Here is a 22,687-nt window from a genome sequence, read left to right on the forward strand (position 1 = left end):
CGCCGGATAGATGAAAGCAAGCCAAACACGCATCAAAAACAGTATTGCAGAAAAGGGGGTAACCATAGATGTAGGAGCGAGGCTTGCCCGCGAAGCTTTTCAGGGCAAGGTCGGTGCATTTGGCACCACCTGTTCCCCAACACAAGCCCCCCGCAACTGCCCCTCGAACTGCTCGATAATCGCCGCCCAACCCTGACGACTCGCATGCTGGCGCGCATTAAGGCGCACGCAACGCAAGGTTTCGCGCTCATCCAGCAGCCAGCGTGCCGCATCGCAAAACGCCTCTTCATCCCCGGGCATGGCCAGAACGCCGTTGTAGCCATGGCGAATATGCTGGGCCGCCGCAGCCTGATCGTACGCCACCACCCCCAGCCCCGCGGCCAATGCTTCAAGCACCACATTGCCGAAGGTTTCGGTCAGGCTTGGAAACAGAAACACATCCCCCGACGCATAATAACTGGCCAACGCTTCGCCACGTTGTGAGCCGCAGAAGATCGCCTCGGGCAGTTCCTTCTCCAGTACCGGTCTTTGCGGTCCATCACCGACCACAATCAATTTCATGTTTCGCTGTGGATAAGTCGTTCTCAGCGTGTCGAAACACCGTCTGAGCAAGCCAAGATTCTTCTCTGGCGCCAGGCGTCCTACATGGATCAAGGCAATATCTTCCTCGGCCAGTCCCCATTGCTCACGCAGCGGTTTCAGCCGTTTGGCCGGATGGAACAACTGGCTGTCGACACCTCGAGAGAGCAGCGCCAGGCGCTCGAAACGGCGGCGTTCCAGTTCCAGTCGCTGACTGGCGCTGGGCACCAGGGTCAGGGTCGAGCGATTGTGAAACCAGCGCAGGTAGTGGGTCAGCAAGCGGGTCAGCAGCCCGAAGCCGTATTGGCTGGAGTACTGCTGAAAATTGGTATGAAAGCCGCTGACCACCGAAATCCCCAGGCGCCGTGCCGCGCGCAATGCCGACAACCCCAGCGGTCCTTCAGTGGCGATGTACAACACATCCGGGCGATGGCGTTTCCAGCGCCGCAGCAATTTGTGCATCGACGACTGACCCCATTGCAGCCCGGGATAACCCGGCAGCGGCCAGCCTCGACACAACAGCAATTCATCGTCGCTGCCGATGAGCGGGTCGCCACCCTGGCGTGGCCGCACCAGCTCGACCTGATGCCCGCGCGCGCGCAAACCGTCGAACAAGCGGCCAAGGGTATTGGCCACGCCGTTGATTTCCGGTGGGAACGTTTCGGTGATCAGGGTGATATGCAGAGTTGTCGTCATGACCTCAGTGTCGACTGAGGCCATGTCGTCATTGTGACGGTTGGATGATGGATTTGTGACGCGATCAGCGGCGTTCTGCCAGCAGATTTTCCGCGCCACGCTCACGCACCCAGAACAGCGTTGCTCCAGCCACTGCTGCCGGCATCATCAGAATGTTGACCACCGGAATCAGCAACACCAGATACACGCTCCCGCCGAAGCCGAGACTCTGCCAGCGTTTCTGCCGCAGCCAGGCGAGCATTTCGTTCCAGCCCAGTTTGTGGTTGTCCGCCGGGTAGTCGATGTACTGGATCGCCATCATCCACACCCCGAACAGCAGCCACAGCGGCGCGGCGATGATGTTGACCACCGGGATCAACGACAGGATGAACAGCCCGATGGCCCTGGGCAGGAAGTAGCCAAGTTTGCGCATTTCCCGGGACAGGGTGCGCGGGATCATGGCGATCAGTTCGCTCCAGCTGAAGGCCGGGAAGTCGTCGGTACCGCGCACCACCACTTCGACTTTCTCCGCGAGGAAGCCATTGAACGGCGCGGCAATGATGTTGGCGAGCATGGTGAAGGTAAAAAACACCATTAACACCACCAACACGACAAAAATTGGCCAGAGGATGTAACTCAGAAAACTCAGCCATTCGGGCAAGGACGGCATCAAGGTATCGACCCACAAACTGAACTGATGGCCGGCCAGATAGATTAATCCGACGAACAGCACCAGGTTGATCGCCAGCGGCAACAACACAAACAAGCGCAGGCCAGGGCTCAGGACCAGCTTGAGGCCCTCGCGCAAGTATTGCGGGCCAGACAGAACGGGGGCGGGCATAACGTGCTCCGAGCAAAGGGTAAACGCGCCGACCTTACCGGCTTTGCCTGACAGGCGAAAGCGCGGCAGCGGCATCGACATTAACTGTAACAAAGGCGTCTATAAATTCACTGCGACGGGATAGAGACCGCCTATGAGCTGGATTGTTAAACCGTATTTCCTTAATCTTCGCCCCCTCGATACGCTGCACCCATTCTTTTACAGGACTGTCGAGCCCAAGCCTTCCCCAAGTGCTTTCAACGGTCCTTTTTTATTCCCGCCGGCAATCCGGCGTTCCGCGCCCGATATGTCGGGCCCGGTCAACAGGAGCAGGTCATGTCTGAAGTTCGTCATTCGCGGGTGATTATTCTTGGTTCCGGCCCTGCCGGTTACAGCGCCGCGGTCTATGCCGCCCGTGCCAACCTCAAGCCACTGCTGATCACTGGGATGCAGGCTGGCGGGCAACTGACCACCACCACCGAAGTCGACAACTGGCCGGGCGACGTCCATGGCCTGACCGGCCCGGCGCTGATGGAGCGGATGAAAGAGCACGCCGAACGCTTTGAAACCGAGATCGTGTTCGACCACATCAATGCCGTGGACTTCGCCGCCAAGCCGTACACCCTGATTGGCGACAGCGCGACTTACACCTGCGACGCACTCATCATCGCCACCGGCGCCAGCGCCCGTTACCTGGGCCTGCCGTCGGAAGAAACGTTCATGGGCAAAGGCGTTTCGGCCTGCGCCACCTGCGACGGTTTCTTCTATCGCAACAAGCCGGTGGCTGTGGTCGGTGGTGGTAATACGGCTGTGGAAGAAGCCCTGTACCTGGCCAACATCGCCAGCACCGTAACCCTGATCCACCGTCGCGAAACGTTCCGCGCCGAGAAGATCCTGATCGACAAACTCAATGCCCGGGTTGCCGAAGGCAAGATTGTCCTGAAGCTGAACTCGACCCTGGATGAAGTGCTGGGCGACAACATGGGCGTGACCGGTGCTCGCCTGAAGAACAACGACGGCAGCTACGACGAACTGAAAGTCGACGGCGTGTTCATCGCCATCGGCCACACCCCGAACACTTCGCTGTTCGAAGGTCAGCTGACATTGAAAGACGGCTACCTGGTTGTGCAGGGCGGCCGTGACGGCAACGCCACGGCAACCAACCTCGAAGGCATCTTCGCCGCCGGTGACGTGGCTGACCACGTTTACCGTCAAGCCATCACCTCGGCCGGCGCCGGTTGCATGGCGGCACTGGACGCCGAGCGTTACCTCGACGATCTGCAGAACGCTTGATTCTGATTCTGTAGAAGGCAAAAAACCGGCTTCGGCCGGTTTTTTTGTGCCCACGATTGGGTGGTCGATCAAAAAACCTGTGGGAGCGGGCTTGCCCGCGATGGCGGTAAGTCAGTCGACACAAAGGTTGAATGATAAATCGCTATCGCGGGCAAGCCCGCTCCCACAGGGATCGTGGGGATTTTTACTTCAGGTCAGCTTCGCCAGGCACGCCTCAAGAATATCCAGCCCTTCCTCCAGCACCACGGCTTCAGTGGTCAACGGCGCCAGCAGCCGAACGATGTGGCGCGACTTGCCGCTGGGCATCAACAGCAAGCCCGAGTTGCGCGCCAGGGCCAGCAATTGTGTCAGCTGCGCCGAAGCCGGTGTGCCATCGGTATTGATCAACTCGATGCCGCGCATGGCACCGACGCCGGTCAAGCGGCCCAGATACGGTGACAGTTCGCGGGTTCGCCAGGATTGGTAGCGGCTGACAATCGCTTCTTCCTGTTGCGCACCCCAGGCGTGCAGATGCGCGTCAGTCATTTCGTCCAGGGTCGCCAGCGCGGCAGCACAAGCGATGGGATTACCTGAATAGGTGCCGCCCAATCCGCCCTTGGGCAAGTGATCGAGTAGCGACTTACGCCCGACAACCGCCCCCAGCGGCACGCCGCCGGCAATGCTTTTGCCCAGCAGGATCAGGTCCGGCTCGATGCCCAGTCGCGAGAACGCAAACCGCTGGCCGGTGCGGCCGAAGCCGGACTGGATTTCGTCGGCGATCAGCAGGATGCCTTTGTCATCACAGAACTGCCGCAGCGCTTGGGCAAATTCCACGTCCATCGCCAGGAAACCCGCTTCGCCCTGTACCGGTTCGACGATAAAACAGGCCACGTCGTCAACATCGATCTCAACGCTGAATAGCCGCTCCATTGCCTTCAGTGCCTCGGCGCAGGTCACGCCGTTGTCTTTGCTGGGGAAGGGCAGGTGGAACACCGGCCCAGGCAGCACACCGACTTTCTGCTTGTACGGCGCGACTTTGCCGTTGAGGTTGAGCGTGGCGAGTGTGCGACCGTGAAAGGCGCCATCGAAGGCGATGACTGCCGTGCGAGCGGTGGCGCCACGGACGATCTTCAGGGCGTTTTCCGCCGCTTCCGCACCACTGTTGGTAAGCATGCCGCTGACCGGGTAATCCACCGGGATAAACGCCGTCAGGCGATCCATCAGTTCGAGGTAAGGCGCATGCGGGGCGGCATTGAAGGCATAGTGGGTCAGCCGGGTGGCTTGTTCACGAATGGCCTCGACGATGCGCGGGTGGCAATGGCCGAGATTCAGTACGCCGATACCACCGACGAAATCGATGTAGCGTTTGCCATCGGTGTCCCAGACTTCGGCATTTTTGCCGTGGCTGAGCGTAACGGGATGAACGATATTGATGGACCGACTGATGTTTTCGCTGCTCATGGATTACCGGGCTCAGAAGAAGGGATGCTTCTTTTTATCTAAGCCGCGAGCAGCGGTGCCCGGCAAACGAAATAAAGTCGCCGGGTCAATATTAAAAGTCGGGATGTGCGGTAAGAGATGAATGGCAAAAGGTCAAAAGATCGCAGCCGCAGGCTGCGATCTTTTGATTTTGATCTTCCGCGAATCAGCGCCGAGTCAGCGGCTGCTGAGTGAACTTCACACCGGCCAGGCCATGGGCGATCAACGCGCGGATATTGCCGTGATCGCTGCCTTGCGGCGTGGCCACTACCGAGCGGTAATGTTCGCCAAACGCCAACAGCGCTTCTTCATCGCTCAAACCTTCCAGCAATGCCAGACCCAGGGTCTTGCACGAACCTTCGTTTTGCCCGGCGGCATTTTCCACGCCGCCGTTATTGAACGCCTGGGGCTGATAGTCGTAACCGGCGGCGATGAACGCCAAGGTATCGGCGAAAGCGTGTTCGCCGCTCTTGAGGCTGGCGCGCAGGGTGTTCAGATCACTCATTGGGTTTTCCTTTGGCGAACGCCGCTTGTTGATCGGCGCTGGCTTCTTTCTGGTATTGGGCTTTCCACTCGGCGTACGGCATGCCGTAAATCACTTCGCGGGCTTCATCGAGGCTGACCTCGATCTGGCGTTCGTCGGCGGCGGCCTTGTACCACTTGGACAGGCAGTTTCGGCAGAAACCCGAGAGGTTCATCAGGTCGATGTTCTGCACGTCCTTGCGGCTGTCCAGGTGGGCGACCAGCCGACGAAAGGCGGCGGCTTCTAGTTCCAGGCGTTGTTGATCGTTCATGGGGGTCTCTGCGAGACAGCTTTGAGCAGCAAGCTTCAAGCTGCAAGATGGGTTGCGGTGCCCTTAGCTTACCGCTTGAAGCTTGAAGCTTGAAGCTTGAAGCTTAGCGACTTGCCGCGAGCGTGATCGACACTGATTCGGCAAAGCGCAAGGCATGAGGCTTGTCGACTTCGACTTCGGCGTACAGCACCGACTCATTGACCATGATCAGGTCCAGCAATTCCTGGGTCAGGCGTTCGAGCAGGGCAAAGCGATTGCCCTCGACGTGGGCGATGATTGCCTTGGTGATGGTGCGGTAATTCAATGCGTGATCGATATCGTTGTCACGCACGGCATCTTGAGCGGCGTACAGGATGGTCAGGTTGATCAGCACATCCTGCTTGTTGAGGATTTCGTCCTCGTTGATCCCTATGAAGGTTCGCAAACACAGGTCCTTGACCCGGATACGTGCCATTCCTGGTTGAAGTTGTGGCATTGCTACTTGCTCCGTCCAATCAATTGCAGGAACTCCTGGCGGGTGTTGCTCGACTCGCGAAAGGCGCCAAGCATCACCGAGGTGTTCATGGTCGAATTCTGTTTTTCCACGCCGCGCATCATCATGCACATGTGCTGGGCTTCGATGACCACAGCGACACCGGCGGCGTCGGTCACTTGCTGCACGGCGTCGGCGATTTGCCGGGTGAGGTTTTCCTGGATTTGCAGGCGGCGGGCGAACATATCCACAAGCCGCGCAATCTTCGACAGGCCCAGCACCTTGCCCGTTGGAATATAAGCCACATGAGCCTTGCCGATGAAGGGCAGCATGTGATGTTCACAGAGCGAGTACAGCTCAATATTGTCGACGATCACCATTTCATCGTTGTCGGAGGCAAACAGCGCGCCGTTGACGATTTCTTCGACACTTTGTTCGTAACCATGACACAGGTATTGCATCGCCTTGGCGGCGCGCACCGGGGTGTCTTGCAGTCCTTCGCGGTCGGGGTTCTCACCCAGGCCGATCAGGATCTCGCGATAGCTCTGGGACAAGGAGTTGTGTGGCGGGAATAACGTCATGGGACATCCTCGCGGGAGCGGCTTATTTGACGTGCCGTCCGCCGTTGACGGTCAGTGTCGTGCCGGTGACATAAGGGTTGTCGAGCAAATAGCGCAGGCTCTGGTAGATCACTTCGCTGCCTGGCTCGATGCCCAGTGCCGATTTGGCCAGGACTTTGGCGCGGTACGCTGCGTCGTCATCCGGATTGAACAGTAGCAGGGCTGGCGCGATACCGTTGACCTTGATGCCGGGCGCGTACTTCGCGGCAAAGGACAGCGTCAGGCTGTCGAGCCCGGCTTTGCTGGCGCAGTAGCCGATGTGCTTGCTGCTGCCCCGGCGGGTCACATCATCGCTGATGTGCACGATGTCGGCGGGGCTTGAACGCCGTAGCAGGTCGGCACAGTGCAGGTTGATCAGGTAGGGCGCCAGCATATGCACGTTGAACATGCGGGAGAACGCCGCGGCTTCGGTGCCCGGGGTTTCGGCCAGCCATTCGGAAGCGTTATGGACAATCGCCCGCAAACTGTCGGTGCGGTTTTTCAGTTCGCCGATGAACGCAAGGATCCCGGCCTCGCTGGAAAAATCCGCAAACACCGCGCTCGCGCCCAGATCGCGCAGGGCTTGCACACCAGGACGTTCGCTGCGATAGCTGAAAATGACGGCATGGCCATCTTCGAGCAAACGCTGCGCACAGTGCAGGCCGACACGCTGGCCGGCACCGGTGATGAGGATTGGGGCTGCGGTAGAGGTCATGAACGGCTCGCATCGCGGTAAGAGCAAAACTATACCAGCGACGGGAGGCGTACACCTATCGTGGATCAGCGATGCTGAGTTGAGGGGCCGGCGGGCAATGGACGTGCAGATGGGGTATGCAGCCGCCTAGCCAGCAGACGCGTCGACAGCGGAATGAAGCAATACACCATCAGCATGACGGGTGAGGTATCTCCGTAGGGCAAACGCGTCGCTCCGGATAAGCGCTTCGCCAGACACAGCGCCGGATAGTGGGCTGCGTCTCAAGCAAGCTGATTCTGCCGCAGGACGTCGGTGCCAATTAGTTCAACAACGTGTTGATCGATAATGGGGCTGTGGAGTTAAATGGATCCAATTTTTTCCATGGATACACATTTCAAAATGCCTGTGCTGACCGACCTTGCGCCTGGTTTGACCCTCAGCACCTCGCTGGTTCGAGAAGAGCTGTTTCCGATTCGCGAGGTAGCACGCCTGACAGGGGTCAACCCGGTTACGCTACGCGCATGGGAGCGGCGGTACGGTCTGATACAACCCGTGCGCACCGACAGCGGGCACCGTTTGTATTCGATGACCGATATAGAGCGTATTCGTAGCATCCTTGGCTGGATCGAACGCGGCGTCGCAGTCAGCAAGGTCGGCAAGATACTGGCCAAGACCGAACCGCTCAAGGCACTGGCTCAGATCATTCCCAACGAACTCGTTCAAGCCGATTACAACCAATGGCAGCAGCAGGTCAGGGCTGCGGTGAGTGCTTTCGACGAAGTTCAACTGGAGCATGTCTACGGTCAGGTTTTTTCCAGTTACCCGTTGACCGTAGTATTCCAGGACATTCTCATTCCGGTCTGGAAGCTATTGCTACAACGCCATGAAGCATTCGGCCAGGTCAGCGAGTGGCTTTTTCTGGATGGTTTTCTGCGCGCTCGAGTGTTGCAACGTCTGTTGCTGGTGCGAGTCATGCAACCGCGACGAGTGATTGTTTGCGCCTTGGCCGATCAATGCCGGGAACTCGAAGTGTTGGTCACGGCGCTGTATCTGAGCAGCGTCGATTCGGCTATTCAATTATTGGCGATTGGCCAGCCTTTCGAAGAATTGGTTTTGATCTGCGAAAAGATCAGGCCCAAGGCACTGATACTGGTTTCCAACCATGCGCCAGCGGGCGAACTGCCTAGACGTTTGAATCGTTTGGCGATGAGCCTGGATTGTCAGGTATTGCTGGCCGGAGATGCATCGGATCTGGCGCAGGAGAGCCTGGCTGGATCGTCGATCGGTTGTCTGGGAAACGAGGGCCTGTTGATGCGCCAGCGTTTGAAGCAGTTCCTGGCGGGAAACCTGGATACCTGAGCGTAGAAAAAACAGGAAAATCAGATATGCAGTGCGGGATGGGTCAGGCGATGTTGTTGAAGGATGTACTGACGCAGACGTTCGGTTTCATCCTTGTCACTCTGGCTCAATTCGTAGGCGTAATAACCCTGCTCGGTTTCACGCTCGAAGGTACCGCGTAACGCAATCCGCTCATAACCTGACGGGCTGAACCACAGCGCGAAATGCTTTGGCGCCTTGGTCTTGTTGCGAACCTCCAGCAAAACCCCTTTAAACGATATTTCATGCACCCACATGGTGCCGGGTTGGCCCTTGGCATTTTCCAGTGCCACGGGCTCTTCGAGCACCAGGCGCCATGGCCGAATCATCGGCCCGTCTTCATAGATGCTGGGGACGCCAAGACGTAGATGCATGGCGTGAAATTCATCTTCCACCAAATGCAGCGGGAAGGTTATTTGCTGATTTTCGAAATTGGCCTGGATGGTGACTTGTTCATGCGCCGCCAGACGTGTGAGCAAGTCACGAATCTGCGAACCACCGTTGACGAGCAGACTCGACGTGGCATCCCGCACATTGAGTTGCGGGTTGTGCTGCATGTTCTGGATAAAATCCAGCTCATCCTGAGTCAAGAGTGCGTCGCGCTGCATGATTTGCTCGAAAGAAATAATTACAAAGTCATCGGTGATTGTAGTTAATGACCATTAATTCGCAGATTGGTTTGAGCCGTTCGTCGTTTTGAGGGCGGTGATTTCTGCCTGTGCCTCGGCCAATTGCGCTTCCAGCTGCGCGACTCGCTGCTGCGCCTTGACCTGAACCGTGACGTCTTTCTGAACCCCGACGAAATAGGTCCGACCGTCGTGCGGGTTTTCTATCGTGGAAAGCGACAGTTCGTTCCAGAACGGCGTGCCGTCCTTGCGGTAATTCCTGAGGATTTCCCGGCAGGAGCCGCCACTGTCCAATGCTTGGCGAATCAAGGCAAGGGCGGCCTGATCCCGGTCTCCTGCCTGCAAAAAACGGCAATCCTGATAGAGGATTTCTTCGCTGCTGTAACCCGTCAGGCGTTCGAATGCCTGGTTTACATAGATCAGGATGTTGTCCTGCTCGCCTTCCTTTTCAGCAATCACGATGCCATCGTTGGACGCATCGATGGCCATTTTCAGCAGAGAGGCATTGATCATTGCAGAGCCCTTTGCGTATCGATTGATACGCTGCATTCTAAAAGATCAACGAGGTCGGTGCTGTTAATATCTCCTACTTTTATTTAGATTCAGGATCAGATTGATGAAAGTCGCCATCCTTTCCGGCTCGGTGTACGGCACGGCTGAAGAAGTCGCCCGTCACGCTGCAAGTATTTTGAACGCCGCCGGTTTTGAAACATTCCACAACCCGCGTGCGACCCTCGCCGATGTTCAGGCGTTTGGCCCCGAAGCATTTCTGGCGGTGACCTCGACCACCGGCATGGGCGAGTTGCCAGACAATCTGCAGCCGTTGTATTTCGCCATCCGCGATCAGTTGCCGGCGGCTTGGCGTGGTTTGCCAGGCGCGGTGATCGGTTTGGGCGATTCGAGTTATGGCGACACGTTCTGCGGCGGCGGCGAACAAATGCGCGAATTGTTCAGCGAATTGGGTGTGCGCGAAATACTGGACATGCTACGCCTGGACGCCAGCGAAACCGTAACGCCGGAAACCGACGCCGAGCCTTGGCTGGCGGAACTGGTCAGCGCACTGCGAGGCTGACGTGTGGGGGGATTCTGACAATGGATCCAGGCTCCCCCGTGTACTGACTCGCTCGGCCATCAAGCTGGCTGCCAATGCAACTACCCGAAGTCCGAGGGCTGACTAGACTGCTGTAACGCAGTAAAAACAATAAAAAACCAGAAAAATAAAAAAGAGAATTCTTGCCGTGAGCGTAGCCCCCGTCCAATCGCCACACAGCATTAAAGACAAGGTCAGTGCCGCCGAATGGCAGGCTCGCGTCGATCTGGCGGCCTGTTACCGCCTGGTCGCCTTGCATGGCTGGGACGATCTGATTTTCACCCATATTTCCGCCAAGGTGCCGGGCACTGAAGACTTCCTGATCAACCCGTTCGGGCTGATGTTCCATGAGATGACGGCGTCGAGCCTGGTCAAGGTCGATCAGGCCGGCAACAAGTTGATGGACAGCCCTTACGAAATCAACCCGGCGGGTTACACCATCCATAGCGCCGTGCATGAAGTCCGTCATGACGTCGTGTGTGTCCTGCACACCCACACCGCGGCGGGGGTGGCGGTATCGGCGCAGAAGCAGGGCATCTTGCCGATCAGTCAGCAGTCTTTGTTCGTTCTTTCAAGCCTGGCTTATCACGCCTACGAAGGCGTTGCGCTGAACCATGAAGAGAAGGCGCGACTGCAAGCCGATCTTGGCGAAAACAATTTCCTGATGCTGCACAACCACGGTCTGCTGACCTGTGGCAGTACCATCGCCGACACGTTCCTGATGATGTTCACCTTTCAGCGCGCCTGCGAGATTCAAGTGCTGGCGCAGAACGGTGGCGCAGAGCTGATCGCCATCGAACCGCAGATTCTGGCAGGCGCCAAGGCGATGATCGCCGGTGTCACCAAAAGTGCCCAAGGGATGGGTGGCGCGCTGGCCTGGCCGGCGCTGCTGCGCAAACTCGATAAACAAGACCCGGGTTATAAACTCTAAATGGCACTCGCCGAGATTCCGCTGTGTGTCTGGCGCAAGCGCGGCCAGACGTTCGTATTCCGCGGTCAGACCCTGCGCTACTGGGCCGCGGGGCAAGGCGAGCCGCTGTTGCTGATCCATGGTTTCCCGACCGCCAGCTGGGACTGGCATTACCTGTGGCAGCCGCTGGCGCAGCGTTATCGGGTGATTGCCTGCGACATGCTCGGCTTCGGCGATTCGGCCAAACCGGTGAACCACGACTACAGCCTGCTGGAACAGGCCGATTTGCAACAGGCCTTACTGGCGCATTTGAACGTAGACCAACCCGTTCACGTATTGGCACACGATTATGGCGACAGCGTGGCCCAGGAACTGTTGGCCCGGCATTATGAAACACGTGCTGATATCGCCAGTTGTGTGTTCCTCAATGGCGGGCTGTTTCCTGAAGCCCATCACCCGGTGTTGATGCAAAAGCTCCTGCTCAGCCCTTTGGGCTGGATGATCGGGCGAGCCTTTACCCGAGACGCGTTAGTGAAGAGTTTCCAGCAGGTCTTCGGCCCGCAGACACGGCCCACCGAAAGTGAACTGGATGATTTCTGGAGCCTGGTCGACAGCAATCGCGGGCAACGGATCATGCACAAATTGATCAGTTATATCCCGCAGCGCCGGGTCCAGCGTGAGCGTTGGGTCAGCGCCATGCAGCGTGGCGAGGTGCCGTTGCGGTTCATCGATGGCGAGGTCGATCCGGTTTCCGGCGCGCACATGGTGACGCGCTATCGGCAACTGATTCGCGACCCGGACACCATTCTGCTAGCCGGGGTCGGCCATTACCCGCAGATCGAAGCGCCAGCGCAGGTGCTCAAGCACTATCTGGAGTTTCGCGACCGGCTGGTTTCACCGCCGCGCAAGGTGGCCTGTTCCTGATTATCCCGCTGCCTTATTGCCCACCATTCAGCCGCCCCCGTGTTCATTGTGACCGGCAGCTTCGTCGCTGACACTCGCACTCATTGTCCCCTGGCCTGCTGGAGTTTCCCCATGAATGAGTCTGTGCGCTTCGAAGATAAAGTGGTGATCGTCACCGGTGCGGGCGGTGGTTTGGGGCGGGCGCACGCGCTGTTGTTCGCAAAGCAGGGCGCCAAGGTGCTGGTCAATGATCTCGGTGGCTCGGCTCAAGGCGAAGGCGCCAATGCATCGGCGGCCGATCGTGTGGTGATGGAGATTCGCGAAGGGGGCGGCATCGCCGAGGCCAACCACGATTCCGTCACTGATGGCGACAAAATCGTCCAGCATGCACTCGACACATTCGGCCGTGTCGATGTCGTGGTGAACAACGCCGGCATCCTGCGAGACAAGACCTTTCACAAAATGGACGACAGCGACTGGGACCTGGTTTACCGCGTCCACGTCGAAGGCGCCTACAAAGTCACCCGCGCCGCCTGGCCGCACCTGCGCGAGCAAAACTATGGCCGCGTGATCTTCACCGCATCGACTTCGGGCATCTACGGCAATTTCGGTCAGTCCAACTACGGCATGGCCAAACTCGGGCTCTACGGCCTGACCCGTACCTTGGCCATCGAAGGCCGCAAAAACAACATCCTGGTCAACGCCATCGCCCCGACCGGCGGCACCCGCATGACCGAAGGCCTGATCCCGCCGCAAGTATTCGAACAACTCAAACCGGAACTGGTCAGCCCGCTGGTGGTGTACCTGGCCAGCGAGCATTGCCAGGAAACGTCCGGGCTGTTCGAAGTGGGTGGCGGCTGGATGGGCAAGGTGCGCTGGGAGCGCAGCCTTGGGGCCGGGTTTGATCCGCGGGTGGGATTTTCACCGGAAGATGTGGCGGCGCATTGGGAGCAGATTTGCGATTTTGAGGGGGCAGCGCATCCGAAGGACACTATTGAGGCGCTGAAGGAAATGATGGGGAATTTGCAGAGATATACGGTTTAAGTGGAGCAGGCCACCAAGCTGAGGCTTGGTGGCCGAGTTGCTTGTTAAGAATATTTATTTTCGGTAATAAACTGAGGGGCTTTCCAGTTCGGTCCCTTTACGGTTTTTCCATGTTCATCGCTAGCCAGTACGCCATCGCTGAAGAGCGAGTTGTAAGTGTTTACCAGTTCACCATTTAAAATTATCTCCTGGCGGTGTCGCCCATACATTCTGTCGACCGCTTGGGCAGACCTGAAAAGCGCGAAATACGAAACGACATCTTCTACCGATTCGTTTTTGATGATTTGTTCGATAGGGCTCATTGTTCGAAGCTCCTCATGTCTTTTTCGTACTCTCTTTGGTCTTGTGCATTCATTGCGCTGATTGCTTCTTCGCTATACAAAAGTGTCAATTCGCTTCCTAGCTTGTAGTCCTCAAGAGTAGCCGTATGTGCATTGTTCCATATTTGAGACTCGTCGGAAGGAGATGCGGTGTCGCTATAGCCGAACGCCCTGTAACGCTCTAGTTCTCGTATCTCATGAGTGTAGTAGCGTAAATCTGTGTCAGTTACTTTTCCGTGTTGGCTCAGAATTTTTTCTAGGCGTCGAACCATTATGTCGTTGGCGTCCGATTGATCGAGCCGTGCGATGTGTAATTTCACTGCATCAATTCCGGTTTGGGTAATGACAGCCGTGCGCCAGTCCAGATCGAGTATCGGTCCACCCGCCAGCTCCGGATTGAAAAGACGCCCGCTGTATTTACCTTTGACGTAAGCCCCTTGATAGGGACTGCTGATAACGACATACAGCGGCGCAATACCCGAATCATCTGGAAAGACGATGATGGACCAGTCCCAACCCTCCACCAGTATGGGATGCAAATCCAGACGCCCTTCGAGCGGCACGATTGGGATTCCGGGATACGTCGGCGTATCAGCCTGAACAATCGGCCGTTCGGTCGAGCTGTTACCCGGCGTGACGGCGGGCGTCCAGGTCAGGGTATTGGTTGGCGAGTCAGGCAGGCTTAGCCGATAAACGTTGTTCTGCGCATCGAATGTGGCGTGCCTCACCGGAACGCTGGGGCGAATATCGAACCCGTCGGCGGTGATGACAAACACCTCTGCGCCTGAGCCGATGGGTCTGTAGCCAATTCCGACCGGCAGATCCAGTGTTCCTTGCCGGTCTGCAATCGCTCGCAGTGACGGTGCGCTTTCTGACGTCAGTTCCGCGAGCGGTACGCTCATCGTAAAGCGTTCGCCGTTTCCCAGGCGCGAAGGCGTCAGCAAAGCGGCGAAACCGATCAATACCGAGCCCAGTGTCGCGGCGCCTGCCGCAGTTGCCACCTGCAATGCCGAACGCAGTGCGGTGATTATCGCGGCCGACGTTTCGGGAGCGAGGATGACGGCGGTCGAGGCGAAGGAAAATACCGGGCTGGAAGAGGCGGTCGCTCCCACAGCGGGATATACACGCAGGGTTGCTGAAGCCGCCTGCTGTTTCTCATGCTCCTGCCGTTCAGCTTCAACGCGAAGCTGTTCTGCCTGGCGCTGAGCCTCGGCCAATGCTGCAAGCTGTGCCTGTTCAGCAGCGACTTGTCGCGCGGCGGCTTCGGCGGCAACCCGTGCTTGTTCGACAGCCAGTCGTTGGGCTTCGGCCAGCATCGCAAGCCGTGTCTGCTCCCGGGCACGGATGGCGGCTTGCTCGTTGATTTGGGCCAATTCGGCCGCGACCCGACGGGCTTCCTGTTCAGCCGCCAATCGCGCCTGATCATTGGCTTGCACGGCAGCCAGCCAGTTGAGTACGTTGACGTGTTGCTGATTCAGCATCTGGATGGTTTGCGACAGCAGCCTTGCCTCGTATGCTGCCTTGTACGAGGTCATCCAAGCTTGTATCGCGATACCATTCGCGGGAACTGGCTTCTCCAGGGTCAAGGCTTTTGGATAGAACGCCTGCAAAGGCTTGCCGATGGGGTCTACGCCATAAAAACTATTGGCGATCGCCGTTTTGTGGTGAAAGTCGGCGGTCTTGCGCGCCAGAAGCGTGTTGCGCACGCCCAGTTCGCGAATGATTGCCTCGGCAGGGGGAAGCGGGTGAGTCGATCCCTCGAGTCTTGTGGCTGCCAGTTCTTGCTCGATAGTTTGCGGTAGTTGACTGGATCGGACTTGAAACTCCTGTTCTGAAGTCTTGGTGGTGCTCCGCAATTTGTTCAAGATTGTCCCGACTGCCGGCTGGAAGCCGAAATGTCCGCTATTAGGGTAGTGTGGTGAAGTGGCGGGTACGGGGTGTACGCCCGGAGGCGCTATTGCTGTGGTATGCACAGCTTGAGTTAACACCAATGGTGGAGGTTTTTGCATATTCATATCCTTTTGAATGTGCGCTGTATTCAAGAAAGTATTTTTAGTAAGCGATTGTTTTGCGCCATTTAACGTTACAGCAGAAGCCGCAGGGACGAGTCTGAGAGTGTTGTAAGGAGTTACATATAGAAGAAGCGGAAGTTTCGATGGGGTAGAAATGAAGGCAGGATGTTCCTTCGCATAAAAAGACGTTTCCCATGCTGTTGCAGGAAAGATCTTTCAAAGCTGTCTTCAGAAGCAATGGGAGACGCTATCACCACAAAACCATCCCCCATAAAAAAGGCCGCTGCAAACGCAGCGGCCAAAGTAAGACGTAGATCAAGGAGCAATAAATCAACGTCAATGAACACGGGGCGATGAGTCGAAAGTAACGCTTCAAATCATCTGGATTCTGTTGGAGGCCATCATCCCCAACGCTTCATGCTTTCAGGCCGTTTGCCGTGAAAGCCCGGCAAGAATAAGGGCTTGAGCGCAAAGGAAAAATAGCGATTCCAGACATGCTCTGTTGCAGTCTGAGCAACAGTCGCAGGCCGGCTTTTTGTAGCAGCTGCCGAAGGCTGCGTTCGGCTGCGAAGCAGTCGCAAAATCAGGTACTGCGTTCTGTCAGAGGCACACTGTGGGTTCAGGGTTTACGCCTGCTGCGCAGCCGAACGCAGCCTCGCGAGCTCGGCAGCTGCTACAGGCGAATGCGGTCTTCGGCAGCGGCTACGCGCCCGATTCAACCGCGTCCCATGCGCTGCGCTGATAATCCTCCATCCAGCCCATCCATACCTCGCGCAAACCCTCGTCCCAGGCGGACATTCATCCTTTGGAGGTACAACGCGAATACCTCCTTGGTGCGCTTATCGCTATCGGCGCACGGCAGTAGGGTGGGGCCTTCTGTCACTCACTGGGGAAGACGCATGACAAAAATAACAATGCGCGCCATCTTCAAACCGCAAGCGCTGGCCGCTGCGGTGGCCTTGGGCTGTTGTGCCCAGGCGCAGGCTGTTTCATTCAACATCGGCGAAATCGAGGGGCAGTTCGATTCCTCGTTGTCGGTCGGCGCGAGCTGGGGCATGCGTGATGCCGACAAGTCGCTGGTGGGCAGCGTCAACGGCGGTACGGGCCAGTCTTCGACCGGTGATGACGGGCGCCTGAACTTCAAGAAAGGCGAGACCTTCTCCAAGATTTTCAAAGGTATCCACGACCTCGAATTGAAGTACGGCGACACCGGCGTGTTCGTCCGTGGCAAGTATTGGTACGACTTCGAGCTGAAGGACGAAGACCGCGAGTTCAAGCAGATCAGCGACAGCGGTCGCAAAGAAGGCGCCAAGTCTTCGGGCGCACAGATTCTCGATGCATTCGTCTATCACAACTATTCCATTGCCGATCTGCCGGGCACCGTGCGCGCCGGCAAGCAGGTGGTCAGTTGGGGTGAAAGTACCTTCATCGGCAACTCTATCAACAGCATCAACCCGGTCGACGTTTCCGCGTTCCGTCGTCCGGGGGCGGAGATCAAGGAAGGCCTGATTCCGGTGAACATGCTGTTCGCTTCCCAAGGCCTGACCGATCAGCTCACGGTGGAAGGTTTCTACCAACTGGAGTGGGACCAGACGGTGCTCGACAACTGCGGCACTTTCTTCGGCGTCGACGTGGCGGCGGACGGCTGCAACAACGGTTACACCGTCGGCAGCCCGGCGATTGCCCCGTTGGCGCCGCTGGCGTCAGCCTTTGGCCAACCTATTCAGGTCACCGGCGAGGGCGTCATCGTGCCCCGTGGCGGCGACCGCGATGCCCGGGATTCAGGGCAGTGGGGCACCGCCTTGCGCTGGCTCGGTGACGACACCGAGTACGGCCTCTACTTCATGAACTACCACAGTCGCACACCCAGCGTCGGCACTACCACCGCGGGGCTGTCGACACTGGCCAGCCTGCCGGGCATGGTCAGCATTGCCAACCGTCTGGCTCCGGGCAGCGGTTCGGGGCTGGCACAAAGCGTAATGCTCGGGCGCGGCCAGTATTACCTCGAATACCCCGAGGACATTCGTCTGTACGGCGCAAGCTTCTCCACCACGTTGCCCACCGGCACTGCCTGGACCGGCGAAATCAGCTACCGGCCCAACGCTCCGGTGCAGGTCAATACCAACGACCTGACCCTGGCGTTGCTAAACCCGATCGCCGGCGGCGCCGCATCGCCTGTCGCGACCCGGCCAGGTGCCGACAACACGGGTTATCGGCGCAAGGAAGTGACCCAGGTCCAAAGCACCCTGACGCACTTTTTCGACCAGGTTCTGGGTGCTGAACGCCTGACACTGGTCGGTGAAGCCGCCGTGGTACGAGTGGGGGGCCTGGAGTCGCGCGACACGCTGCGTTATGGCCGGGATTCGGTCTACGGCCAATACGGCTTTGGCGGCGACACGGAAGGCTTTGTCACGTCCACCTCCTGGGGTTACCGCGGTCGGGCGATTCTCGATTACGCCAACGCCATCGGCGGGGTCAACCTCAAACCGAATCTGTCCTGGTCCCACGACGTCGCCGGCTACGGCCCCAATGGGCTGTTCAACGAAGGCGCCAAGGCGGTGAGCGTCGGTGTCGATGCCGATTACCGCAACACCTATACCGCGAGCCTCAGTTACACCGACTTCTTCGGCGGTGACTACAACGTCCTGGAAGACCGTGACTTCCTGGCGCTGAGCTTCGGTGTGAACTTCTGATCTGGCTGAGAAGGATAATGTTAATGCGCAAGATGATTCTGCAATGTGGCGCCTTGGCCCTGAGCCTGCTGGCCGCCAACGTGATGGCGGCGGTCTCGCCGGAAGAAGCCAACAAGCTGGGCAGCACGCTCACGCCGCTGGGCGCCGAGAAAGCCGGCAACGCCGACGGCTCGATTCCGGCGTGGACCGGTGGCATCCCGAAAAACGCCGGCGCTGTCGACAGCAAAGGCTTCCTGGCTGACCCATTCGCCAATGAAAAACCGCTGTTCACCATCACCGCCGCGACGGTTGCCAAGTACAAGGACAAGCTCTCGGATGGCCAGGTGGCGATGTTCAAACGCTACCCGGAAACCTACAAGATCCCGGTCTACCCGACCCATCGCACCGTGGGGCTGCCGGCGGAAATCTACGAGTCGGCCAAGCGCAGCGCGCTGAATGTGAACAGCATCAACGACGGTAACGGCCTGGCCAATTTCACCGGCAACCGCTACTACGCGTTCCCGATTCCGAAGAATGGCGTCGAGGTGCTGTGGAACCACATCACCCGTTATCACGGCGGTAACCTGCGACGCATCATTACTCAGGTGACCCCACAGACCAACGGCAGCTACACGCCGATCCGCTTCGAAGAAGAGATTGCCGTACCGCAATTGATGAAGGACCTGGACCCGGAAAAAGGCGCCAACGTGCTGACTTTCTTCAAGCAGTCGGTGACCGCGCCAGCGCGGTTGGCGGGTAACGTGCTGCTGGTGCATGAAACCCTCGACCAGGTGAAAGAGCCGCGCCTGGCGTGGATCTACAACGCTGGTCAGCGTCGGGTACGTCGCGCGCCGCAAGTGGCCTACGACGGGCCGGGCACCGCCGCTGACGGCCTGCGCACGTCGGATAACTTCGATATGTTTTCCGGTGCACCTGATCGCTACGACTGGAAACTGATCGGCAAAAAGGAAATGTACATTCCTTACAACAGCTACAAACTCGACTCGCCGAGCCTCAAGTACGATGACGTGGTGAAGGCCGGGCACATCAATCAGGACCTGACCCGTTATGAATTGCACCGGGTCTGGGAAGTGGTCGGCACGGTCAAGTCGAGCGAGCGGCACATCTACGCCAAACGCCACATGTACATCGACGAAGACAGCTGGCAAGTAGCGCTGGCGGATCATTACGACGGTCGCGGTCAACTGTGGCGAGTGGCCGAAGGTCACGCCCAGTATTACTACAATCACCAGACCCCGGCCTACACGCTGGAGGCGCTCTACGACATCATTGCCGGCCGATACATTGCCCTGGGCATGAAGAACGAAGAGAAGCACAGCTTCGAATTCGGCTTCAACGCCAAGTCTGCGGACTACACTCCGTCGGCCCTGCGCGCCGAGGGTGTTCGGTAGAGACACATTCAAGCCGTAATGCGATCCGTAGCAGCTGCCGAGCCCGCGAGGCTGCGTTCGGCTGCGAAGCAGTCGTGAGTCTGGCTGATGCAATCTGCCTGACGTACCGCAATTTCTCATTTTACGACTGCTGCGCAGCCGAACGCAGCCTCGCGGGCTCGGCAGCTGCTACGACGAGTAGTGGCTGAAATTGCTTAACTGGCTCGCTTTTTTATGGGCGCCAATCAGCGTCCTGAATACTTCTCAACAAGCGGGTTACAGAGGACTACGGTGGCCGGACAATTATAAAAAGGCACGCCGCAATGACCGCCATGACTCCGTGTCTGGACCGTTCTGGATTCCTGCCCCGTCTGTCCTCTCATCACCTGTTGCGGGCTCGTTTGAGCGAGCCGTTATTGGCTTCGACGGCCCGGGTGAAATTACTCTGTGCACCCGCCGGCAGTGGCAAGAGCGCATTGCTCGCTGAATGCCTGTTGCAGGCGCCAACCCAATGCCGGGTGCATTGGTTGCCCATGTCTGGCGTGGCGTGGAGCGCGGCGGATTTTCGTCAGCGTCTGGCAGAAACGTTGGGGCTGGCCTCATCGGATGAAACCGGGTTGCTGGACGGTCTGGCGCGATTGCAGACACCCGCCTGGCTGTTTCTGGATGACTATTGCCGTCTGCCGAATCCGGAGCTGGACCCGTTACTCGATCGCATGCTGGCGATCAGCAGCCCGATGCTGACCTGGTGGCTGGGTACCCGACGCCGGCCGCAATGCAACTGGCCAAGGTTGCTGCTCGACGCTGAGTTATACGAGTGCGAGAGCGCTTCGCTGGCGTTCACCCAAGGTGAAGTCGAGCAGATATTGCAGCCTTGGGTACCCGAGCAAGCCGCCAAGGTGGCGGGTCGGATCATCCAGCGCACCGGCGGCTGGTGTGCCGGGGTGCGGATTGCATTGCTGCACAAGTGCGACTGGTCACGTCAGGACAATTCCCTGGGACGGGCCGCCACCTTGCTCGATTATCTGGAGCATGAGTTATTCACCTCACTGACGCCTGAATTGAGTGAGGCCTGGCGCGTACTGGCCCACTTGCCCCGCTTCAATGCCCGATTGTGCGATCACCTGTTCGGGGCCGGGGAGGGCGCTCAATACTTGCGGTCCTTGCAAGCGCTGGGTTGCTTTATCGAGCCTTGGCAAGACTCCAGCGACTGGCTGCAGATTTTTACCCCTTTCACCCAGTTATTGCGCAACGAACAATGGCCGGCGGGACGCTCTTGGCATCGGCGCGCCTGCCAGTGGTTCTGTGCTGAACAGGACTGGAGATCGGCTTTCGAACAGGCCTTGCTCGCCGAGGAATACGAAGTGGCGGTCAGCCTGTTGCAGCATTTCAGTTTCGAGCACTTGTTCGAAGAGCAAACGGTCGTGCTGTTGCTGCGTTTGCATGAGCAGCAAGGCGAAGAACTGACGCTAGGGAGCCCGCAGTTGGTGGGCTTGATTACCGCAGCGTTGTTGTTCGCCGGGCGTTTCGAACAGGCGACTGCCTGCATTGCTCATTTGGCGTATTTCACGCCTCAACCCTCGGCGGTGCTGCAGCGTCAATTGATTGCACGCTGGCAGGCCCTGCAGGGTTGGTTACTGCATTTGCAGGGACGAATGCAGTCTTCGCGCGCCCACTTTCTTGATGCATTGAGCGCGCTCGATCCCGACTGCTGGACGGCGCGTCTGATGTGCTTGTCCGGTCTGACCCAACAAGCGCTGCTGAGGGGCGAACTCGATGTGGCGCAAGCCCATAACCGCGAGGCGCTGTGCCTGGCGCGGGCGCAGGGTTCGCTGGTGTTCGAGGGCTTGATGGAACTCGATCATGCGCAATTGCTGGAGCAGCGGGGGGCTCCCGGGCGCGCTGAAAATCTGCTCGCCAATATGCATGAACTGCTTTGCCTGCAATCAGACCGAGCAGTGCCTCTACTGGGACGAATTGCCTTGCGTCGAGGGCGCTTGGCCTTGTGTCAGGGGCTGGATGAACAGGCCGCGGATTTTTTTCAGGCCGGGCTGGAGGACTGCGTTCGCAACCATGACAAACGTGCGCTGTACGGTTTTCTCGGGCAGGCACAACTGGCGGCCAATCAGGACGACTACGCCCAAGCCTTCGTTCGCCTGCGCGATGCCGAGCGATTGATGCAGCAGCGGCAGATTCCCGACACGGTCTACCGCAGTGCCTTGTTGCAGGTCAGCAGTCAGTGCTGGTTGCAACAGGGGCGTCCCGAATTGGCGCATGAGGCGTTGAGCCGGGTGCTCAAACACTATCGGGGGCCACAGGCCCGGCAGGCCCCCCCGGCGACACTGGAGTTGATTCCACGGATTGAGTGTTTGTTGATTCTGGCCGAGATCAAACTGCAACGGGTGGCGGATCCCTTGGCTCGACTCGCCACGCTGCTTGAGGACACACAAGCGAACGGGATGGCCAGCCTGGAAGCCGAGCTTCTGTTGGCGATGGCCGAAGCGGCCTTCATGCTGGGCGAACAGGGGAATGCCCGGCAGTTCTTCGAAAAAGGTCTAGCGAAGGCGAACCGTTGTAACGTGCAGTCGTTGTTGGCGCAGTTGAACAGGCGCTGCCCCGGTCTCTTGTCGGAACTGCACCGGATCGATAATAACGAGCCATTGCCTGACAAAGATATTAATGAAAGTCCACTGAGCCTTAGGGAAGTGGAAGTGCTTGAGTTGATTGCGTCAGGAAATTCGAATCGACAAATAGCTGATAAGTTGTTCATCTCATTACATACCGTTAAAACACATGTCCGACGGATTCATGGAAAGTTAGGTGTTGAGCGCAGGACGCATGCAGTGGCAAGGGCAAGAACGCTGGGGTTGTGCGGTTAATTGTTTTTTAATCTTGTTGTGCGTCTGTTTTGATATCTGGGTTGTTTAATATTTTGCAAAGAGTGGTGGATATTATTAT

General features: G+C 58.1%; 21 protein-coding genes. 9 read left to right on the plus strand and 12 right to left on the minus strand.

Annotation, left to right across the window (positions count from 1 at the left end):
* Window positions 1-99: 99 nt before the first annotated feature.
* Together FHW68_RS25335 and cysZ are read right to left on the minus strand one after the other, a co-directional pair.
* On the minus strand, window positions 100-1,299 hold the full coding sequence (locus FHW68_RS25335) for a glycosyltransferase family 1 protein (protein WP_183683660.1): 1,200 nt from the start codon (window positions 1,297-1,299) through the stop codon (window positions 100-102).
* Between the two features lie 40 nt (window positions 1,300-1,339).
* On the minus strand, window positions 1,340-2,095 hold the full coding sequence (gene cysZ, locus FHW68_RS25340; protein ID WP_183683662.1) for a sulfate transporter CysZ: 756 nt from the start codon (window positions 2,093-2,095) through the stop codon (window positions 1,340-1,342).
* 315 nt (window positions 2,096-2,410) lie between these two features.
* On the opposite strand from cysZ, the gene trxB reads away from it, so the two are divergent.
* A complete protein-coding gene (gene trxB / locus FHW68_RS25345; RefSeq protein ID WP_183683664.1) occupies window positions 2,411-3,367 on the plus strand; it encodes a thioredoxin-disulfide reductase in 957 nt (318 codons plus the stop codon).
* A 189-nt stretch (window positions 3,368-3,556) separates the two neighbouring features.
* Here trxB and FHW68_RS25350 read toward each other — a convergent pair whose 3' ends face one another.
* From FHW68_RS25350 to folM, 6 genes are all read right to left on the minus strand, one after another.
* Complete coding sequence (locus FHW68_RS25350; RefSeq protein WP_183683666.1) at window positions 3,557-4,807, minus strand: aspartate aminotransferase family protein; 1,251 nt, start codon at window positions 4,805-4,807, stop codon at window positions 3,557-3,559.
* A gap of 184 nt (window positions 4,808-4,991) precedes the next feature.
* Window positions 4,992-5,330: a HopJ type III effector protein gene (locus tag FHW68_RS25355; RefSeq protein ID WP_095633305.1), complete on the minus strand. Its 339-nt coding sequence runs from the start codon at window positions 5,328-5,330 to the stop codon at window positions 4,992-4,994.
* A complete protein-coding gene (locus FHW68_RS25360; protein WP_095633306.1) occupies window positions 5,323-5,619 on the minus strand; it encodes a DUF1244 domain-containing protein in 297 nt (98 codons plus the stop codon). Before FHW68_RS25360 ends, FHW68_RS25355 begins: the two co-directional genes overlap by 8 nt.
* Before the next feature lie 103 nt (window positions 5,620-5,722).
* The gene (gene folX / locus FHW68_RS25365; protein WP_007901645.1) at window positions 5,723-6,094 is read right to left on the minus strand and encodes a dihydroneopterin triphosphate 2'-epimerase; all 372 of its coding nucleotides are present in this window, start codon (window positions 6,092-6,094) and stop codon (window positions 5,723-5,725) included.
* 2 nt (window positions 6,095-6,096) lie between these two features.
* A complete protein-coding gene (gene folE, locus FHW68_RS25370; RefSeq protein WP_095633307.1) occupies window positions 6,097-6,672 on the minus strand; it encodes a GTP cyclohydrolase I FolE in 576 nt (191 codons plus the stop codon).
* 22 nt (window positions 6,673-6,694) lie between these two features.
* Entirely contained in the window at window positions 6,695-7,405 is a 711-nt protein-coding gene (gene folM, locus FHW68_RS25375) for a dihydromonapterin reductase (protein WP_095633308.1), read from the minus strand.
* A gap of 360 nt (window positions 7,406-7,765) precedes the next feature.
* On the opposite strand from folM, the gene FHW68_RS25380 reads away from it, so the two are divergent.
* Window positions 7,766-8,743 (plus strand): MerR family transcriptional regulator, encoded by a 978-nt coding sequence (locus FHW68_RS25380; RefSeq protein WP_095633309.1) that lies wholly within the window; start codon window positions 7,766-7,768, stop codon window positions 8,741-8,743.
* Window positions 8,744-8,763: 20 nt separating this feature from the next.
* Here FHW68_RS25380 and FHW68_RS25385 read toward each other — a convergent pair whose 3' ends face one another.
* Window positions 8,764-9,369, minus strand: coding sequence for a hypothetical protein (locus FHW68_RS25385; protein ID WP_095633310.1), 606 nt, complete (start codon window positions 9,367-9,369; stop codon window positions 8,764-8,766).
* Window positions 9,370-9,423: 54 nt separating this feature from the next.
* Entirely contained in the window at window positions 9,424-9,900 is a 477-nt protein-coding gene (locus FHW68_RS25390) for a PAS domain-containing protein (protein ID WP_183683668.1), read from the minus strand.
* 103 nt (window positions 9,901-10,003) lie between these two features.
* On the opposite strand from FHW68_RS25390, the gene FHW68_RS25395 reads away from it, so the two are divergent.
* The 4 genes from FHW68_RS25395 (at window position 10,004) to FHW68_RS25410 (ending at window position 13,334) form a co-directional block, all read left to right on the plus strand.
* Entirely contained in the window at window positions 10,004-10,459 is a 456-nt protein-coding gene (locus FHW68_RS25395; protein WP_095633312.1) for a flavodoxin, read from the plus strand.
* 166 nt (window positions 10,460-10,625) lie between these two features.
* Entirely contained in the window at window positions 10,626-11,408 is a 783-nt protein-coding gene (locus tag FHW68_RS25400) for a class II aldolase/adducin family protein (RefSeq protein WP_095633313.1), read from the plus strand.
* The gene (locus FHW68_RS25405; RefSeq protein WP_183683670.1) at window positions 11,409-12,311 is read left to right on the plus strand and encodes an alpha/beta fold hydrolase; all 903 of its coding nucleotides are present in this window, start codon (window positions 11,409-11,411) and stop codon (window positions 12,309-12,311) included.
* A gap of 111 nt (window positions 12,312-12,422) precedes the next feature.
* A complete protein-coding gene (locus FHW68_RS25410; RefSeq protein WP_183683672.1) occupies window positions 12,423-13,334 on the plus strand; it encodes an SDR family oxidoreductase in 912 nt (303 codons plus the stop codon).
* A gap of 44 nt (window positions 13,335-13,378) precedes the next feature.
* Here FHW68_RS25410 and FHW68_RS25415 read toward each other — a convergent pair whose 3' ends face one another.
* Both FHW68_RS25415 and FHW68_RS25420 read right to left on the minus strand, forming a co-directional pair.
* Window positions 13,379-13,636: an immunity protein gene (locus FHW68_RS25415; RefSeq protein ID WP_183683674.1), complete on the minus strand. Its 258-nt coding sequence runs from the start codon at window positions 13,634-13,636 to the stop codon at window positions 13,379-13,381.
* Entirely contained in the window at window positions 13,633-15,669 is a 2,037-nt protein-coding gene (locus FHW68_RS25420; RefSeq protein WP_260296837.1) for an S-type pyocin domain-containing protein, read from the minus strand. Before FHW68_RS25420 ends, FHW68_RS25415 begins: the two co-directional genes overlap by 4 nt.
* An 896-nt stretch (window positions 15,670-16,565) precedes the next feature.
* On the opposite strand from FHW68_RS25420, the gene FHW68_RS25425 reads away from it, so the two are divergent.
* The 3 genes from FHW68_RS25425 to FHW68_RS25435 all read left to right on the plus strand — a co-directional run bounded on the left by FHW68_RS25425 (window position 16,566) and on the right by FHW68_RS25435 (window position 22,608).
* Complete coding sequence (locus tag FHW68_RS25425; protein WP_183683676.1) at window positions 16,566-18,359, plus strand: DUF1302 domain-containing protein; 1,794 nt, start codon at window positions 16,566-16,568, stop codon at window positions 18,357-18,359.
* Window positions 18,360-18,382: 23 nt separating this feature from the next.
* Window positions 18,383-19,750, plus strand: a complete 1,368-nt coding sequence (locus FHW68_RS25430; protein WP_095633319.1) for a DUF1329 domain-containing protein — start codon at window positions 18,383-18,385, stop codon at window positions 19,748-19,750.
* 302 nt (window positions 19,751-20,052) lie between these two features.
* Window positions 20,053-22,608: a LuxR C-terminal-related transcriptional regulator gene (locus tag FHW68_RS25435; protein ID WP_183683678.1), complete on the plus strand. Its 2,556-nt coding sequence runs from the start codon at window positions 20,053-20,055 to the stop codon at window positions 22,606-22,608.
* Window positions 22,609-22,687 lie beyond the last annotated feature (79 nt).

The sequence above is a fragment of the Pseudomonas sp. Tn43 genome, assembly GCF_014192635.1.
In the GTDB taxonomy this organism is placed as follows: domain Bacteria; phylum Pseudomonadota; class Gammaproteobacteria; order Pseudomonadales; family Pseudomonadaceae; genus Aquipseudomonas.

Coding starts and splice junctions, on each gene's coding strand:
- folX (WP_007901645.1), bottom strand. CDS start 6,094: ATGCCACAACTTCAACCAGGAATGGCACGTATCCGGGTCAAGGACCTG.
- FHW68_RS25360 (WP_095633306.1), bottom strand. CDS start 5,619: ATGAACGATCAACAACGCCTGGAACTAGAAGCCGCCGCCTTTCGTCGG.
- cysZ (WP_183683662.1), bottom strand. CDS start 2,095: ATGCCCGCCCCCGTTCTGTCTGGCCCGCAATACTTGCGCGAGGGCCTC.
- FHW68_RS25395 (WP_095633312.1), top strand. CDS start 10,004: ATGAAAGTCGCCATCCTTTCCGGCTCGGTGTACGGCACGGCTGAAGAA.
- FHW68_RS25385 (WP_095633310.1), bottom strand. CDS start 9,369: ATGCAGCGCGACGCACTCTTGACTCAGGATGAGCTGGATTTTATCCAG.
- FHW68_RS25405 (WP_183683670.1), top strand. CDS start 11,409: ATGGCACTCGCCGAGATTCCGCTGTGTGTCTGGCGCAAGCGCGGCCAG.
- FHW68_RS25430 (WP_095633319.1), top strand. CDS start 18,383: ATGCGCAAGATGATTCTGCAATGTGGCGCCTTGGCCCTGAGCCTGCTG.
- FHW68_RS25435 (WP_183683678.1), top strand. CDS start 20,053: ATGACCGCCATGACTCCGTGTCTGGACCGTTCTGGATTCCTGCCCCGT.
- FHW68_RS25390 (WP_183683668.1), bottom strand. CDS start 9,900: ATGATCAATGCCTCTCTGCTGAAAATGGCCATCGATGCGTCCAACGAT.
- FHW68_RS25425 (WP_183683676.1), top strand. CDS start 16,566: ATGACAAAAATAACAATGCGCGCCATCTTCAAACCGCAAGCGCTGGCC.
- FHW68_RS25415 (WP_183683674.1), bottom strand. CDS start 13,636: ATGAGCCCTATCGAACAAATCATCAAAAACGAATCGGTAGAAGATGTC.
- FHW68_RS25420 (WP_260296837.1), bottom strand. CDS start 15,669: ATGAATATGCAAAAACCTCCACCATTGGTGTTAACTCAAGCTGTGCAT.
- folM (WP_095633308.1), bottom strand. CDS start 7,405: ATGACCTCTACCGCAGCCCCAATCCTCATCACCGGTGCCGGCCAGCGT.
- FHW68_RS25355 (WP_095633305.1), bottom strand. CDS start 5,330: ATGAGTGATCTGAACACCCTGCGCGCCAGCCTCAAGAGCGGCGAACAC.
- FHW68_RS25335 (WP_183683660.1), bottom strand. CDS start 1,299: ATGGCCTCAGTCGACACTGAGGTCATGACGACAACTCTGCATATCACC.
- trxB (WP_183683664.1), top strand. CDS start 2,411: ATGTCTGAAGTTCGTCATTCGCGGGTGATTATTCTTGGTTCCGGCCCT.
- FHW68_RS25380 (WP_095633309.1), top strand. CDS start 7,766: ATGGATACACATTTCAAAATGCCTGTGCTGACCGACCTTGCGCCTGGT.
- folE (WP_095633307.1), bottom strand. CDS start 6,672: ATGACGTTATTCCCGCCACACAACTCCTTGTCCCAGAGCTATCGCGAG.
- FHW68_RS25410 (WP_183683672.1), top strand. CDS start 12,423: ATGAATGAGTCTGTGCGCTTCGAAGATAAAGTGGTGATCGTCACCGGT.
- FHW68_RS25350 (WP_183683666.1), bottom strand. CDS start 4,807: ATGAGCAGCGAAAACATCAGTCGGTCCATCAATATCGTTCATCCCGTT.